This is a genomic window from Stenotrophomonas sp. JC08 (assembly GCF_052180205.1).
Lineage (GTDB): Bacteria > Pseudomonadota > Gammaproteobacteria > Xanthomonadales > Xanthomonadaceae > Stenotrophomonas.
Genome location: NZ_CP197473.1, coordinates 942053 through 956931, shown reverse-complemented (window position 1 = coordinate 956931; position 14879 = coordinate 942053). Strand labels below are relative to the sequence as shown.

Here is a 14879-nt window from a genome sequence, read left to right as displayed (position 1 = left end):
GGTGCCGTTGTCATTTGTGGATCCGGCGGTGCCGCCACCGCGCAGGCGCCATGCATCCACGCCACGGAAATCGTCCCGGTGCGGGAGCGAAGCTGTCCGCCGCTTAACCGCCACCCTCGCCCCCTCTTGCCGTGATCCGGTTTTGCAGGCGCACTGCAACTGCAGGCCGGGAGCCTGCAACCCCGTCCTGCAGTACCGCGCGTTGTCATCCGTCACACGCCACGCATGGAGGTGGAACATGGTCCGCACGCAGCATCGCGTCACGTCTGTCCCGTTCGAGCCGTCCCGCATCTTCGCCTACAGCACCGCCATCGCACTGCATGCCCTGGCGCTGGGATTGCTGCTGGTCCCGCTGTCGCAGACCCCCATCCGCACCACTGCGGCACAGGAGCCGCGCTGGCAGATTCCTGAGCCTCGGGTACTGCCACCGCCTCCCCCATCCCCCCCGGAAGCGGTGCTCACGACCTCGCCCCCCGCTCCCGCGCGGCCACCGGCGTTGCCGCTGGCGGTGGAAACCGCGCCGATGCCGGTGTTCGCGGTCGAAGCCGTGATCGCACCGCCGGCAGATATCGCCGCAGCGCCCGACAACACCCCCTCCAGCACAACCACCATCGGCACCGCACCGGAAGGAGTGGAGCTGCGCTACCTGCGCGCACCGGCACCGGCCTATCCGCGTGAAGCCCTGCTGGCCAACGCGCAGGGCACGGTGATCCTGCGCGTGCTGGTGGACGTGGATGGCTCGCCCGTGCAGGTGAGCGTGGAACGCGGCAGCGGCAACCGCAGCCTGGACAATGCCGCCCGCCGCCAGGTGCTGCGCCAATGGAAGTTCCAGCCGGCCAGCGACCACGGGCGGCCGGTGCAGGCTTGGGGCCTGGTGCCCATCGAGTTCAAGCTGGATTGAGACCACACGGCCGGCAGCAGCTGAAGCCTCTTGCCGGCCGTAGCCCATACCTTGCAGAGGAGTCGACTTCATCAGCTGGCCCCGGACATGACAAAGGCGCCCTTCAGCGCCCTTGTCATGTCCGGTTTCACCCGTGCACCCGGCTCAATGCGCGGTGACCGCATCCCGGTTGCCGATCCCCAGCTCCACGGCGAGGTTGCGCTTCCAGGTGTCGAAGTCGATGCCCTGCGCCGCCGCCTCGGCGTGGGCGGCATCCTTCAATGCGTCCGAATACATCAGCCGCACCGGAGTGTTGTTGTTCTCGTGCCATTCGGCCGCCTGCATGATCAGCGCCAGCACCCGCGCGGCGCTGGGGGTTTCGCCGGCGATCTTGCCGTCCATGCCCAGCACCCATTCACCATCACGGCGGACGATGCCGGCCAGCAGCGTGCGGTGCTCATCGCGCAGTTCGGCATGCGGCTCGACGTTGGCCTTGGGTTCGGGATTGGCGGCGGCCTGGTTGCGCTCGCGCTCGGCCAGCTTCTTCTTCGCCTCGCGGCGGCCCTTGGATTGGATCGACATCGGTGTGTGCTCTTGAACGGTCGCCGGTGATGGCGGCACGGCTATTGTCCCCTATCGGGGTGACGGCGCGGTCGCGGCCTCAGGATCGGGTGGCCGCACGCTGTGCGCGCAGGCTGCGGCGTTCCCATTTCCAGGCGATACCGCTGGCGACGGCGAACAGCCCGGCACCGATGGCCAGCCACAGCCCGCTGCGGCTGAGCAGCGGCGACAGCATGCCGGCGATGACGGAGTTGGTCAGCAGCGTGGTGAAGGCCTGCATCGAGGAGGCGGTGCCGCGCTGGCGCGGGTACATGTCCAGGATCGCCAGGCTCAGGATCGGGAAGATCAACGCCACGCCGAAGGAGGTCAGCGGCAACGCCAGCACCGCCCACGGCACGCTCATCTGCGGCGCCAGCGCGTTGTAGCCGATGTTGTACACGGTGGCCACGGCGATGCAGCCATAGCCGATGCGCACCGCACGCGCGCCGTCCATGCGTCCGGCCGCGCGCCCGGAAGCGTAGGCACCCAGCGCCATGCCGCCGATGGTGGGAATGAACAGCCACGCGAACTGGCGCTCGTTCAGGTGCAGCAGGTCCAGGATGAAGGCCGGTGCCGAGGCGATATACAGGAACAACCCGCCGAAACCGAGCGAGCCGGCCGCGGCCAATCTCAGGAAACGCGGGTTGCGGGCGATGCCGATGTAATCGCGCAGCAGCCGGCCCGGATGCAGCGACAGCCGCAGCTGCGGGGGATGGGTTTCCGGCAGCCAGATCATCGTGATCAGCAGCAGCACCGTGGAGAACGCGACCAGAAACCAGAAGATGCCCTGCCAGTGGGTCCAGCCCAGCAGCCAGCCACCGATGATCGGGGCGATGGCCGGGGCGATGGAGAAGATCATCGACACCTGGCTCATCAACCGCTGCGCGTCGTCGCCGTCGTACAGATCGCGGATCACCGCGCGGCCGATGATGTAGCCCACACCGGCCGACAGCCCCTGCAGGCCGCGGAACAGCAGCAGCGTGGCCATGTCGGTGGCCAGCGCGCAGCCGATGGAGGCGCCGATGAATACCGCCAGCCCGGCCAGGATCACCCGCTTGCGGCCCAGCGCATCGGACAGCGCGCCGTGCAGCAGGCTCATCAAGGCGTAGGCCAGCAGATAGACGCTGATGACCTGCTGCATGGCCAGTTTGTCGGCGCCCATATCGGCGCCGATGTGCGGAAAGGCCGGGAACACCGCATCGATCGCGAACGGACCGAACATCGACAATCCGCCCACCAGCAGGGCGATACGGCGCAGCGAGACCTGCTTGCTTGCTTGCATGGGTTCCAACAACCGGAAAACGCACCGGCACAAGGCCGCTGCAGGAGGGATATTCAGCTGAACAGGGCCGGGCAGCGGAGGCTGCGGCACGGCCATGGGCAATCACGATACAGGCCCGGAGGCGCTTCGTTCAGCGGAACCAGACCTTCCCGGCCGCCACATGCGGCGCGCGGTCCCGAAACCGGGCTGCCGATGGTAATCCAGGCCGGTACGTCGGCCTGCCCCGGGCTATAATTGCCGCGCTGCATGCAACACGGTGGGAGAAGCGGCTGACCCCGCTGCCGAAGGCGCAAACGCCCGTAAATCGCTCAGGCCCGATACCACCTGCAACAAAACTCTGGAGAGACCGGTAACTACCGGCGCCGAAGGGGCAAGAAGCGCACGATCCTCGTCGCGGCGCTTCCAAACTCTCAGGCAAAAGGACAGAGGGGCGCAAGACAGACCACCGGTCTGCCGGTTGTAGTGCCGCCTTGGCGGTGCTGCGGCCTGCCGGTGCCGGCCTTGCCACCCCGCCTCTGCCCGCACGCCTTCTCCGGATGTCAGCCATGACCCAGAACACCTCTTCGCTGCGCGAACTCGAACATTCCTCCGCCTTCGTCGACCGCCACATCGGCCCCGACGATGCCGAAATCGTGCAGATGCTGCGCGTGGTCGGCCACGACTCGCTTGATGCGTTGACCGACGCCATCGTGCCGGGTTCGATCAAGTCGCCGGCGCCGCTGGCGCTGCCCGAATCACTGACCGAAGTGGAAGCGCTGGCCAAGATCCGCGCCATCGCCGGCAAGAACACCGTGCTGCGCAGCTTCATCGGCCAGGGCTATTACGGCACCCACACGCCGAACGTGATCCTGCGCAACATCCTGGAAAACCCGGCCTGGTACACCGCCTACACCCCGTACCAGGCGGAAATCTCGCAGGGCCGCATGGAAGCGCTGATCAACTTCCAGACCCTGTGCGCCGACCTGACCGGCATGGAGATCGCCAACGCCTCGCTGCTGGACGAAGCCACCGCTGCGGCCGAAGCGATGACCCTGGCCAAGCGTTCGGCCAAGTCCAAGTCCAACCTGTTCTTCGTGCATGACACCGTGCACCCGCAGACGCTGGAACTGCTGCGCACCCGCGCCGAGCCGATGGGCATCGAGCTGCAGGTCGGCACGCCGGCTGAAGCGATGACGGTCGATTCGTTCGGCGTGCTGCTGCAGTACCCGGACACCACCGGCCATATCGGCGACCACAAGGCGCTGGCCGATGCCGTACATGCCCGCCAGGGCCTGGTGGCGGTGGCCACCGACCTGCTGGCGCTGACCCTGATCGCCGCTCCGGGTGAATGGGGTGCGGACATCGTGGTCGGCAACAGCCAGCGCTTCGGCGTGCCGTTCGGTTTCGGTGGCCCGCACGCCGCGTTCATGGCCTGCCGTGACGCCTACAAGCGCTCGATGCCGGGCCGCCTGATCGGTGTGTCGATCGATGCCGAAGGCAAGCCGGCCTACCGCCTGACCCTGCAGACCCGCGAGCAGCACATCCGCCGTGAGAAGGCCACTTCCAACATCTGCACCGCACAGGTGCTGCTGGCGGTGATGGCCTCGATGTACGCCGTCTACCACGGCCCGCAGGGCCTGCTGCGCATCGCCCGCCGCACCCACCGCCTGGCCGCGATCCTCGCCGCCGCGCTGCGTAATGCTGGCGTGGCTGTAGGCAACGACTTCTTCGACACCCTGCACATCACCGGCGTTGATGCCGCCGCGCTGCAGGCCAAGGCCGTGGCTGCCGGTTACAACCTGCGCGTGATCGATGCCGGCGCGGTCGGCATCAGCCTGGACGAAACCGCCACCCGCGCCGACATCGTCGCCCTCAGCCAGCTGTTCGGCGCCAGCGTCGATGTGGAAGCGCTCGACGCCAGCACCGCCGATGCGCTGCCGACCGCGCTGCTGCGTACCAGCGCGTTCCTGACCCACCCGGTGTTCAACACGCACCACAGCGAGCACGAGATGCTGCGCTACCTGCGTTCGCTGGCCGACAAGGACCTGGCGATGGATCGCACGATGATCCCGCTGGGCAGCTGCACCATGAAGCTCAACGCCACCGCCGAGATGATTCCGATCACCTGGCCGGAATTCGCCAACATCCATCCGCTGGCCCCGGCCGAGCAGGCGCAGGGCTACAAGGAGCTGATCGACGGGCTGGAGGCGATGCTGGTGGAATGCACCGGCTATGACGCGGTGAGCCTGCAGCCCAACTCCGGCGCGCAGGGCGAATACGCCGGCCTGCTGGCGATCCGCGCGTACCACCAGTCGCGCGGCGAAGGCCATCGCGACATCTGCCTGATTCCGGATTCGGCGCACGGCACCAACCCGGCCTCGGCGCAGATGTGCGGCATGAAGGTCGTGGTCACCAAGACCGATGCCAACGGCAACGTCGATGTCGAGGACATCCGCGCCAACGCCGAGAAGTACAGCGACCGCCTGGCCGCGATCATGATCACCTACCCGTCCACGCACGGCGTGTTCGAGGAGGAAGTGGTCGAGATCTGCGAGATCATCCACCAGCACGGCGGTCAGGTGTACACCGACGGCGCCAACATGAACGCCCTGGTCGGCGTGGCCAAGCCCGGCAAGTGGGGCTCGGACGTGTCGCACCTGAACCTGCACAAGACCTTCTGCATCCCGCACGGCGGCGGCGGCCCGGGCGTTGGCCCGTGTGCGGTGAAGTCGCACCTGGCGCCGTTCCTGCCCGGCGCACTGGTCAAGGACGGCCTGCACACGCAGGGCGTCGGCAACGGTGCCATGGTTTCGGCCGCCACCTTCGGCAGCGCCTCGATCCTGCCGATCAGCTGGATGTACATCACCCTGATGGGCACCGCCGGCCTGCGCAAGGCCACCCAGGTGGCGCTGCTCAACGCCAACTACATCGCCACCCGTCTGGCTACGCACTACAGGACGCTGTACACCGGTCGCAACGGCCTGGTGGCGCATGAGTGCATCCTCGACCTGCGGCCGCTGGAAAAGACCTCCGGCATCGGCGCCGAGGACGTGGCCAAGCGCCTGATCGACTTCGGCTTCCACGCCCCGACCCTGAGCTTCCCGGTCGCCGGCACGCTGATGGTCGAGCCGACCGAGAGCGAATCGCAGCACGAGCTGGACCGCTTCATCGACGCGATGATCCAGATCCGCGAGGAGATCCAGGCCATCGAAGACGGCAAGCTGGACCGCGAGGACAACCCGCTCAAGCACGCCCCGCACACCGCCACCCAGGTCTCGGCCAGCGAGTGGACCCACGCCTACCCGCGTGAACTGGCCGCCTTCCCGCTGCCCTCGCTCAAGCTGCAGAAGTACTGGCCGCCGGTGGCACGCGTGGACAACGTCTACGGCGACAAGAACATCATGTGCGCCTGCATCCCGGTGGATGCGTACAAGGATGAAGTCGAAGCCTGACCGTCACAGGCTCGGGCATGAGTAAACAGGAAACCCCGCTTCGGCGGGGTTTCCACTTTTCAGGCTTCCATGTTCTCGCCAGCCTGCGCACGCTCGGCGATCAGCGCCCGGTACTGCCGTGGCGACATGCCGACCTCGGCCTTGAACTTGCGGGCAAACGCGCTCTGGTCGGTGAAGCCGCAGGCCTGGCCGATGCTGGCGACACTGTCATCGCCATGCAGCAGATGCAGCGCGATCTGGATGCGCAAACGGGTAAGCACCTGCTGCGGGGTCATCTGGAACACCTTGCGGAAGCTGCGCTCCAGCTTGGACAGCGAGAACCCGGTGATGTCCAGCAGGGTCTGCATGCGCACGTTCTCGGCATAGTGCGTATTGAGATAGTCCAGCGCCAGCCGCAACGGCTCGTACTGCGATTCCAGCCCGCCGCGCTGGCCAAGATCGCGCGAGATGCCGATCAGGCCGACGATCTTTCCGTTCTCCACGATCGGCCGCTTGCAGGTCAGGCACCAGCCGGGCTGGCGGTTGGCGAACAGCTGCAGCTCCATCACGTTTTCGATGATCTCACCGGCCAGCACCCGTTCGTCCTGCGCGACATAGGCCTCGCTCATGCCCGCCGGGTACAGCTCATCGGCGCGCCTGCCGATCACCTCGCTGCGCGACTTCACCCCCAGCCGCTGCATCATCGTCATGTTGACGTGGGTGTAACGCCCTTCCCCGTCCTTGGCGAAGAACAGCACGCTGGGAATCGCGTCGAACAGGGCTTCGATTTCGCTAGGGTCGATACGCATCAAGCAGGATCCGGCGCGGTGCAGTGGCCGCATTCTAGCCAACCTCCCGCGACGGGTCCTTCCACCCGGAACCGGATCAGCACGGCGTACCTTGCCCGGCGCTTCACGCTCCTCCCGCATGGCGCGGCCTATATCTGCAAGCCCCCACACCACGCAGGCCAGGTCATGAGCCAAGGCGACAAATCCAGCTATACCGACAAGCAGAAGCGTCAGGCGGAGCACATCGAAAAGAGCGAGAAGGCGCGCGGCACAGGCACTTCGACTGCCCAGCGCATCGCCTGGGCCACCGTCAACAAGCAGGACGGTGGCGGCAAGAAATCCGGCAGCGGACGGAAATCATCCGGCGACAGCAAAGACTGAGCACCCGCATGCGGCCGGATTGCGCAACATCACCGCGGCGGCAGGCATGCATCATCGCAGGCTGCCCCACTGGACTACGACGATGCCCCACCTGCCTGCTCCCGCCGCTTATGCCGTCGGCCAGCTCTGGGCCTGCAAGGGCCGCCACGACGATGAACAGCCGACACTGCTGATCAACCGTATCGACCAGCATCCGCTCGGCGGCGGCAACATCTACCACGTCACCTTCGATGGCCTGAAAATCCGTCACCCCGGCCTGCCCGGCGGCTACATGACCCGGCTTGCCCACGCGCCGGTCACCGCGCAGACGCTGGAGCGCAGCCAGTTGCGTTTTGTCGGGGAGCGGCAGCCGGATCCCGCCTATCTGCAGGGCTACGCACAATGGCGCGAGGCCTTTGATGCGGGCCAGGCCGGCTCGTTCGGAGTCAGCACCCCGACCCTTCTGGAGATTGTCGAGCGCCGCATCAACGGCACGCCACTTGACCAGCCCTGAGCCGGATCACCCCGCCGCCGGCACTCCGCCCATGCTGAAGAGCAGCACATAGGCCGGATCACCCAGACCCGCCACCAGAGAGTTGCGAGCCTGCAGGTAATCGAGAATGGCGATGTCGCAGAGCATGCGCCTCCGCAAACAGAAAGGCCCCGCAGTGCGGGGCCTTTCCTCATGCAGCGACAGCGCGGTGGCTCAACCCCACAGATCCTTCAGGATCATGGTGTGGTCGCGGTCCGGACCGGTCGACACGATCGAGATCGGACAACCGGCCAGCTCTTCCAGCGCGCGCAGGTAGGCGCGGGCGGCCGGCGGCAGCTTGTCCCACTCGGTGATGCCGTGGGTGTTCTCGCTCCAGCCCGGGAATTCCAGATACACCGGCGTGCACTCTTCCCAGCCCTGCGCGTCCAGCGGCGCGTACTCGGTACGCTTGCCACGGTATTCGTAGGCGATGCAGACCTTGAGCTTCTCCATGCCGTCGAGCACGTCCAGCTTGGTGATGCACAGGCCGGAGATGCCGTTGATGGCCACGGCGCGCTTGAGCGCGACGATGTCCATCCAGCCGCAACGGCGCGGACGGCCGGTGGAAGCGCCGTACTCGGCACCGCGGTCACGGATGCCCTGGCCGATCTCGTCGTCCAGCTCGGTCGGGAACGGGCCGCCGCCGACGCGGGTGGCATAGGCCTTGGCGATACCCAGCACGTAGTCGATCGCATCGGCGCCCACGCCGGCACCGGCCAGCGCGCCGCCGACGGTGGTGTTGGAACTGGTGACGTACGGATAGGTGCCGTGGTCGATGTCCAGCAGCGCGCCCTGCGCGCCTTCGAACAGCACGCGCTTGCCCTGCTTGCGCAGGTCGTGGCAGATGCCGGCGACATCGGACTTCATCGGCTCGACGTATTCGCCGAACGCCAGCATTTCGGCATAGACGGTGTCGAAACCCACCGCTTCCACGCCCAGGTACTGGGTCAGCACGAAGTTGTGGTAATCCAGCGCGGCCTTGAGCTTTTCGGCCAGCTGTTCGGGATAGTGCAGGTCGGCGATGCGGATGCCGCGACGCGCCACCTTGTCTTCATAGGCCGGACCGATGCCGCGACCGGTGGTGCCGATGGCCTTGCCGCCGGCAGCCTTCTCGCGGGCCTGATCCAGCGCGATGTGGTACGGCATGATCAGCGGCGCGGCCGGGGAGATCTTCAGGCGCGAACGCACTTCCACGCCGGCCGCTTCCAGCTCTTCGATTTCCTTCTTCAGCGCGGCCGGGGAAATCACCACGCCATTGCCGATCAGACACAGCGCGTCATCGCGCAGGATGCCGGACGGAATCAGGTGCAGGACGGTCTTCTTGCCGTTGATGACCAGGGTATGGCCGGCATTGTGGCCGCCCTGGAAACGCACGACTGCGCCGATTTCCTCGGTCAGCAGATCGACGATCTTGCCCTTGCCTTCATCGCCCCACTGGGCGCCGAGAACAACAACTGATTGACCCATGACGGGTGACTCCTGAATTTGCTGCGGCCATCGGGGCCGCGGACGGGATCGTGCAGCGCACCGGAGTCACCATCGTGGCACTCCATCGGGGAGTACCGGCAAGCCTCGGAGCCATACACGGAAAAAGCCGGACGGGACTCGCCCGGCCGGCTTTTCTGGATTATCCGGGTTTTGCAGCGCAACAGCCACCCCTGCACATTCAGGATGACCGCGACGGCCGGTGACGGTTCAGTGTCGCAGCCACCACAGCAGCGCCAGCCCCACGGCCAGCGCGATACCGCCCATCCGCCGCAACACCGGCAACGGGGCGTCCAGCAGCTGTTCGGCCATGCGCTTCCACGCCGCCGGGGCGGCAAACAGGAACAGCCCCTCGATCACCGCCACCAGACACAGGGCAGCCAACAGGTCTTTCATCGTCTCTTCCTTCGCCCGGAATGAAACGGGGACCGGGCAATGCCCGATCCCCGTCAGGGTGACGCGTGGTCAACCGCCTCAGCGATCGCTCTTCATGTACTGCAGGAACGGGTCGTTCTTGTCGAGCACGATCACGCCGTTGCCGTCGGTCATCGAGCCGCGATAGGCCTCGAGGCTGCGATAGAACGCATAGAAGCTCGGATCGGCCGAACCGGCCTTGCCGTAGATCGCCGCGGCCTGCGCATCGCCCTCACCGCGCAGCTGCTGCGCATCACGCTCGGCCTCGGCCACGATCACCGTGCTCTCGCGGTCGGCCTGGGCGCGGATGGTCAGCGACTGCTCCTCGCCTTCGGCGCGCAGCTTGGCGGCCTCCTGCTTGCGCTGGGCGCGCATGCGCTCGTACACGTCGGTGATGACCTGGCTGTCGGTCGGCAGGTCGATCTGCTTGATGCGCAGGTCGATGATCTGCATGCCCAGGGTCTTCACCGCCTCGTTGATGCCGGTCAGCTGGTTGGCGATCAACTCGCTGCGGTCGCCGGACACCAGCTGCTGCAGCGTGCGCGAGTTGATCTGGTTGCGCAGCGAGTCGGTGATGATCGGTGCCAGACGGGCGTTGGCGACCTTGCCGTCGCCGCCGGTGGCGCGGTAGTACGAGCGCACATCGGAGATGTAGCCGATGGCGAAGAAGTCGACGCTGACGTCCTTCTGCTCGGCGGTGAAGTAACGCGCCGGGGCGGTGTCCAGCACCTGGAAGCGGCGGTCGAACACCCGCACCGTCTCCACCAGCGGCACCTTGAAATGCAGGCCCGGCTTGATGTCCGAACGCACCACCTTGCCCAGGTTCAGCACCATCGCGGTCTGGTCTTCACGCACCACGTAGACCGAGCCGAGCAGGCCCAGCAGCACCACGACCAGCAGGCCGATACCAAACGAATTTTTCATCGACCGGCCTCCTCACGATTTGCCGAGCGCGTGACCGTACGGTCCACGTTGCGGATATTGCCGGTGGCCGACGGCAGTGCCGGCACCACCATTTCCGGGGTCAGCTGCGGTGCATTGGCCGTCTTGCCGGCATCGGCCGGCATCGGCACGTAGATCAGCTGGCGGCCATCGCCGCCGATGACCTTGCGGTTCTCGGCCAGCACCTGCTCCACGGTTTCCAGCCACAGGCGCTTGCGGGTGACTTCCGGCGCGTTTTTGTATTCGGCCTGCAACAGGCTGAAGCGGCGTGCATCACCCTCGGCGCGGGCCACGCTGGCCTGCTTGTAACCTTCGGCGGTGGTACGGGCGCGCGAGGCCTGGCCGCGCGCTTCGGGCACCACCTTGGCGGCGTAGGCCTGGGCCTCGTTGATCAGCCGCTCCTTGACCTGCTGGGCACCGTTGACCTCGTCGAACGCCGGCTTCACTTCTTCCGGCGGACGCGCGTCGGGCAGGGTCAGGCCGGTGACGGTCAGGCCGGTGTTGTAGGCCTTGAGCGAAGCCTGCAGGCGCTGCTCGGCCACGGTGGCCAGCGGACCACGATTGTTGAGCACGGCATTGAGATCGGCACGGCCGACCTGCTCGCGCACCGCGCTCTGTGCCGACTGTTCCAGCACCTGGTCGCCATCGATGGTGCCGAACAGGTACAGGCGCGGATCGTCCACCCGGTACTGCACGTTGACCGAGACGTTGACGATGTTCTCGTCACGGGTCAGCACCGGCACGCTGCTGCTGAAGGTCTTGATCTGGGTGGCGTTGATCTTGGTCACCGATTCGATCGGCCACGGCAGCTTGAAGTTCGGGCCCGGCTGCAGGATGCGCGAGAACTGGCCGAAGCGCAGCACCACGCCACGCTGCTGCTCGCCGATCAGCTGGAAGCTGGAGAACACCACCAGCAACGCCACCGCCACCAGCACCCAGCGCCAGACACCGCCGTCAAACAGGTCGCGCAGCGGTCCGGGCAGGCCGCCACCGCCCCAGCCTCCGCCATTGCCGCCGCGTGGCTTGCGGTTGCCCTCAGGGCGGTTTCCGCCATTGCCGCCGGGTATGTTCCAGGCCATGCATGCTCCATCAGTCAGGGCCGGCGGCGGAGTGCCCGCAACTACCAGCCATCAAAAATCGAATCCGGATTCTAACAAGGCAGGCCCTTGACCGGATCAGCACACGTGCGATTCAACCCGAATCGGCACGAATTGGTTCCGCAATGGTGCCCGGGCGGATGTCTCATCCGCGGCGGACCTGCTTTCCGCTCCCCGGCAGGCGCCCACGACAGCACGCCTGGATACAGATATAGGGCAGACCCGGCGTTTCCCAACCGCTATCTTTGACAGCCCCCGTTGCAACGCAGGCCCAGACATGTCCGTAAACAGCCCGTTTCCCGCCTTCCGCATCCACAACGACGATTCCGGCTACCGCAGTGGCCTGGAGCAGGTCACGCTGGACCAGCTCAGTCCCGGCGAGGTGGTGATCCGCGCCCGCTGGTCCTCGGTCAACTACAAGGACGCGCTGGCCGGTACCGGCAAGGGCAAGATCCTGCGCCGCTTTCCGCTGATTGGCGGCATCGACGTGGCCGGTGAAGTGGTGGCCTCCACCGATCCCGCCTTCCGCGAGGGCGACCACGTCCTCACCACCGGCTGCGGCCTGAGCGAAACCCGTGATGGCGGCTACAGCCACTACGTACGGCTGGAATCGAAGTGGGTGATCCCGCTGCCCGCCGGGCTGTCGCTGCGCGAGTCGATGGTGCTGGGCACGGCCGGTTTCACCGCCGCGCTGGCGCTGCTGCGGATGAAGGAGAATCGCCAGTCGCCCGCACACGGCCCACTGGCGGTGACCGGCGCCACCGGCGGGGTCGGTTCGCTGGCGGTGGATATCTTCAGCCGCGCCGGTTTCGAGGTGCATGCGATCAGCGGCAAGGCCGAGGCGGTGGATTACCTGACCACGCTCGGCGCCAGCCAGGTACTGGGCCGCGATGCACTGGCCACCACCCGGCCGATGGAATCGGCGCGTTTCGGTGGCGGCCTGGACAATGTCGGCGGGTCGATGCTGGTCAGCCTGCTCGCGCAGACCGCGCCTTACGGCAACGTCGCCTCGGCCGGACTGGCCGCCTCCGGTGACCTGGCAATGACGGTGATGCCGTTCATCATCCGTGGTGTGTCGTTGCTGGGCGTGGCTTCGGCCGGCACCGCGCGCGATATCCGCCAGCAGGTCTGGCAGCACCTGGGCGATGACTGGAAACCGCGCCAGCTGGAGACGATCTGCACCCGCGAAGCCGGGCTGGCCGATCTGCCCGATGTTTTCGCGACCATGCTGGGCGGCAGGTCCTTCGGCCGCACGGTGGTGAAAATCGACTGATCCGGCACAGGCCGCGCCAGGTCCGGGCCGCGCGCGGCTTCACCTTCATACCGGACCGGCACTACACTCGCCCCATCTTGGGGAAACAAGGTAGTGGGGAACACACATGGCACGCATCCTGATTGTCGACGATTCACCGTCGCAGCTGATGGGCATCCAGCGCATCGTCGAGAAACTGGGACATGAGATCTTCACCGCCACCGACGGTGCGGCCGGCGTGGAGGTGGCCAAGCAGGTCCTGCCGGACCTGGTGCTGATGGACGTGGTGATGCCCAACCTCAACGGTTTCCAGGCGACCCGCACGCTCAAGCGGGAAGCCAGCACCCGCCACATCCCGGTGGTGCTGGTGACCACCAAGGACCAGGACACCGACCGCCTGTGGGGCATGCGCCAGGGCGCCAAGGCGTACATCACCAAGCCGTTCTCCGAGATCGAGCTGTCCGAGGTGATCGAGCGGGTGTTCAACGTCGAAGAACCGCCGACGGCCTGAGCAGCCTGCCCGGGCTTGTCTCAAAGCGCACGCCATTGCCGGGCACGCCGTGCCTGCAGGCTGCCATCGACCGCGTGGCGGCATTCCGCGCAAGCCTCCAGACGAGCAGTGAAAAGCACACAGCATCCGCCAGGACCCGGCAGGTGAGCCGTGTTGTAAATCCACTCAACGCCGGGTATCGGCAACCGTTATGGGCGCCGAAAGCAGGCAACGCCCCGCTAAGGGTCACGCGGTAGCAACCCTCCGGATCGGACGGCTGCGCATCGGGGAAAAGCGGCGCAGCTGTTGATCCGCAAAGCCGGATGACGCTGCCGTGCCACCACCCGACTCCACGTTTCGCCATCGCCCAACGAAAAATGCCAGCCAGGAACCCCTGACTGGCATTGCTTCATGCGAAGCCTTTCGTCAAAGCCTCAGCCGGTCGATTACTTGACCAGCTTGGCGATGGCGGCACCCAGGTCGCCCGGCGAACGCACGGTGACGACGCCGGCCGCTTCCATCGCGGCGAACTTGCCTTCCGCGGTACCCTTGCCGCCCGAGGCGATCGCACCGGCGTGGCCCATGCGCTTGCCGGCCGGAGCCGAGGCGCCGGCGATGAAGCCGACCACCGGCTTCTTGACGAACTGCTTGATGTACTCGGCGCCAGCTTCCTCGGCGTCGCCGCCGATTTCGCCGACCATGATGATGCCTTCGGTCTGCGGGTCTTCGTTGAACAGCTTCAGGCAGTCGACGAAGTTCAGGCCGTTGATCGGATCACCGCCGATACCGATGCAGGTGGACTGGCCCAGGCCGACTTCGGTGGTCTGCTTGACCGCTTCATAGGTCAGGGTGCCCGAACGCGACACGATGCCGATCTTGCCCGGCATGTGGATGTGGCCCGGCATGATGCCGATCTTGCACTCGCCCGGGGTGATCACGCCGGGGCAGTTCGGCCCGATCAGCACGGTGTCCGGATGGGTACGGGTCAGCACGTTCTTCACGCGCAGCATGTCTAGCACCGGAATGCCCTCGGTGATGCAGACGATGACCTTGATGCCGGCAGCCGCGGCTTCCAGGATCGCATCGGCGGCGAATGCCGGCGGCACGTAGATGACCGAGGCGTCGGCGCCAGTACTCTGCACGGCATCGGCCACGGTGTTGAACACCGGCAGCTCAAGGTGGGTGGTGCCGCCCTTGCCCGGAGTCACGCCGCCGACAACCTTGGTGCCGTACTCGATCATCTGGGTGGCGTGGAAGGTGCCCTGCTGGCCGGTGAAGCCCTGCACGATCACCTTGGTGTTCTTGTTGATCAAAACGCTCATGGGTAATTCCTTGGGGTGTCGTGGA

Annotated in this window: 14 protein-coding genes and 1 riboswitch; of the genes, 6 read left to right on the top strand and 8 right to left on the bottom strand. The window is 66.4% G+C overall.

The annotated features are described in order from the left end of the window. Positions 1–238: 238 nt before the first annotated feature. Positions 239–901 carry an energy transducer TonB gene (locus ACSBPQ_RS04340; RefSeq protein WP_442683833.1) on the top strand — a complete coding sequence of 221 codons (663 nt, stop codon included), beginning with the start codon at positions 239–241 and terminating at the stop codon, positions 899–901. Between the two features lie 144 nt (positions 902–1045). Here ACSBPQ_RS04340 and ACSBPQ_RS04335 read toward each other — a convergent pair whose 3' ends face one another. Both ACSBPQ_RS04335 and ACSBPQ_RS04330 read right to left on the bottom strand, forming a co-directional pair. Next, entirely contained in the window at positions 1046–1462 is a 417-nt protein-coding gene (locus ACSBPQ_RS04335) for a hypothetical protein (RefSeq protein ID WP_442683832.1), read from the bottom strand. Positions 1463–1541: 79 nt separating this feature from the next. After that, positions 1542–2762, bottom strand: coding sequence for a multidrug effflux MFS transporter (locus tag ACSBPQ_RS04330; RefSeq protein WP_442683831.1), 1221 nt, complete (start codon positions 2760–2762; stop codon positions 1542–1544). Between the two features lie 327 nt (positions 2763–3089). Next, a riboswitch (glycine riboswitch) is annotated at positions 3090–3198 on the top strand. Between the two features lie 109 nt (positions 3199–3307). Here ACSBPQ_RS04330 and gcvP point away from each other — a divergent pair. Next, positions 3308–6193, top strand: coding sequence for an aminomethyl-transferring glycine dehydrogenase (gene gcvP / locus ACSBPQ_RS04325; protein ID WP_442683830.1), 2886 nt, complete (start codon positions 3308–3310; stop codon positions 6191–6193). A gap of 59 nt (positions 6194–6252) precedes the next feature. Here gcvP and ACSBPQ_RS04320 read toward each other — a convergent pair whose 3' ends face one another. Next, positions 6253–6981 (bottom strand): helix-turn-helix domain-containing protein, encoded by a 729-nt coding sequence (locus ACSBPQ_RS04320; RefSeq protein ID WP_442683829.1) that lies wholly within the window; start codon positions 6979–6981, stop codon positions 6253–6255. Between the two features lie 165 nt (positions 6982–7146). Between ACSBPQ_RS04320 and ACSBPQ_RS04315 the strand changes: the two genes are divergently transcribed. Together ACSBPQ_RS04315 and ACSBPQ_RS04310 are read left to right on the top strand one after the other, a co-directional pair. After that, a complete protein-coding gene (locus ACSBPQ_RS04315) occupies positions 7147–7341 on the top strand; it encodes a hypothetical protein (RefSeq protein WP_442684618.1) in 195 nt (64 codons plus the stop codon). Positions 7342–7423: 82 nt separating this feature from the next. Then, positions 7424–7834 (top strand): hypothetical protein, encoded by a 411-nt coding sequence (locus tag ACSBPQ_RS04310; protein WP_442683828.1) that lies wholly within the window; start codon positions 7424–7426, stop codon positions 7832–7834. Between the two features lie 192 nt (positions 7835–8026). Here ACSBPQ_RS04310 and ACSBPQ_RS04305 read toward each other — a convergent pair whose 3' ends face one another. The 4 genes from ACSBPQ_RS04305 to hflK form a co-directional block, all read right to left on the bottom strand. Further along, positions 8027–9319, bottom strand: coding sequence for an adenylosuccinate synthase (locus ACSBPQ_RS04305; protein ID WP_442683827.1), 1293 nt, complete (start codon positions 9317–9319; stop codon positions 8027–8029). Between the two features lie 228 nt (positions 9320–9547). Further along, complete coding sequence (locus ACSBPQ_RS04300) at positions 9548–9733, bottom strand: DUF2065 domain-containing protein (RefSeq protein WP_442683826.1); 186 nt, start codon at positions 9731–9733, stop codon at positions 9548–9550. A 78-nt stretch (positions 9734–9811) separates the two neighbouring features. Then, positions 9812–10675: a protease modulator HflC gene (gene hflC, locus ACSBPQ_RS04295; RefSeq protein WP_442683825.1), complete on the bottom strand. Its 864-nt coding sequence runs from the start codon at positions 10673–10675 to the stop codon at positions 9812–9814. Then, positions 10672–11772, bottom strand: coding sequence for an FtsH protease activity modulator HflK (hflK, locus tag ACSBPQ_RS04290; RefSeq protein WP_442683824.1), 1101 nt, complete (start codon positions 11770–11772; stop codon positions 10672–10674). Before hflK ends, hflC begins: the two co-directional genes overlap by 4 nt. Positions 11773–12067: 295 nt before the next feature. Between hflK and ACSBPQ_RS04285 the strand changes: the two genes are divergently transcribed. Continuing rightward, the gene (locus tag ACSBPQ_RS04285; RefSeq protein WP_442683823.1) at positions 12068–13063 is read left to right on the top strand and encodes a YhdH/YhfP family quinone oxidoreductase; all 996 of its coding nucleotides are present in this window, start codon (positions 12068–12070) and stop codon (positions 13061–13063) included. A gap of 106 nt (positions 13064–13169) precedes the next feature. Then, positions 13170–13553, top strand: a complete 384-nt coding sequence (pilH, locus tag ACSBPQ_RS04280; RefSeq protein WP_442683822.1) for a twitching motility response regulator PilH — start codon at positions 13170–13172, stop codon at positions 13551–13553. 425 nt (positions 13554–13978) lie between these two features. Here the strand turns inward: pilH and sucD are convergent, their stop codons facing one another. Further along, the gene (gene sucD / locus ACSBPQ_RS04275; protein WP_442683821.1) at positions 13979–14854 is read right to left on the bottom strand and encodes a succinate--CoA ligase subunit alpha; all 876 of its coding nucleotides are present in this window, start codon (positions 14852–14854) and stop codon (positions 13979–13981) included. Between the last annotated feature and the right edge of the window lie 25 nt (positions 14855–14879).

Coding starts and splice junctions, on each gene's coding strand:
- ACSBPQ_RS04335 (WP_442683832.1), bottom strand. CDS start 1,462: ATGTCGATCCAATCCAAGGGCCGCCGCGAGGCGAAGAAGAAGCTGGCC.
- hflK (WP_442683824.1), bottom strand. CDS start 11,772: ATGGCCTGGAACATACCCGGCGGCAATGGCGGAAACCGCCCTGAGGGC.
- pilH (WP_442683822.1), top strand. CDS start 13,170: ATGGCACGCATCCTGATTGTCGACGATTCACCGTCGCAGCTGATGGGC.
- ACSBPQ_RS04285 (WP_442683823.1), top strand. CDS start 12,068: ATGTCCGTAAACAGCCCGTTTCCCGCCTTCCGCATCCACAACGACGAT.
- gcvP (WP_442683830.1), top strand. CDS start 3,308: ATGACCCAGAACACCTCTTCGCTGCGCGAACTCGAACATTCCTCCGCC.
- hflC (WP_442683825.1), bottom strand. CDS start 10,675: ATGAAAAATTCGTTTGGTATCGGCCTGCTGGTCGTGGTGCTGCTGGGC.
- ACSBPQ_RS04340 (WP_442683833.1), top strand. CDS start 239: ATGGTCCGCACGCAGCATCGCGTCACGTCTGTCCCGTTCGAGCCGTCC.
- ACSBPQ_RS04330 (WP_442683831.1), bottom strand. CDS start 2,762: ATGCAAGCAAGCAAGCAGGTCTCGCTGCGCCGTATCGCCCTGCTGGTG.
- ACSBPQ_RS04300 (WP_442683826.1), bottom strand. CDS start 9,733: ATGAAAGACCTGTTGGCTGCCCTGTGTCTGGTGGCGGTGATCGAGGGG.
- ACSBPQ_RS04305 (WP_442683827.1), bottom strand. CDS start 9,319: ATGGGTCAATCAGTTGTTGTTCTCGGCGCCCAGTGGGGCGATGAAGGC.
- ACSBPQ_RS04320 (WP_442683829.1), bottom strand. CDS start 6,981: ATGCGTATCGACCCTAGCGAAATCGAAGCCCTGTTCGACGCGATTCCC.
- ACSBPQ_RS04315 (WP_442684618.1), top strand. CDS start 7,147: ATGAGCCAAGGCGACAAATCCAGCTATACCGACAAGCAGAAGCGTCAG.
- ACSBPQ_RS04310 (WP_442683828.1), top strand. CDS start 7,424: ATGCCCCACCTGCCTGCTCCCGCCGCTTATGCCGTCGGCCAGCTCTGG.
- sucD (WP_442683821.1), bottom strand. CDS start 14,854: ATGAGCGTTTTGATCAACAAGAACACCAAGGTGATCGTGCAGGGCTTC.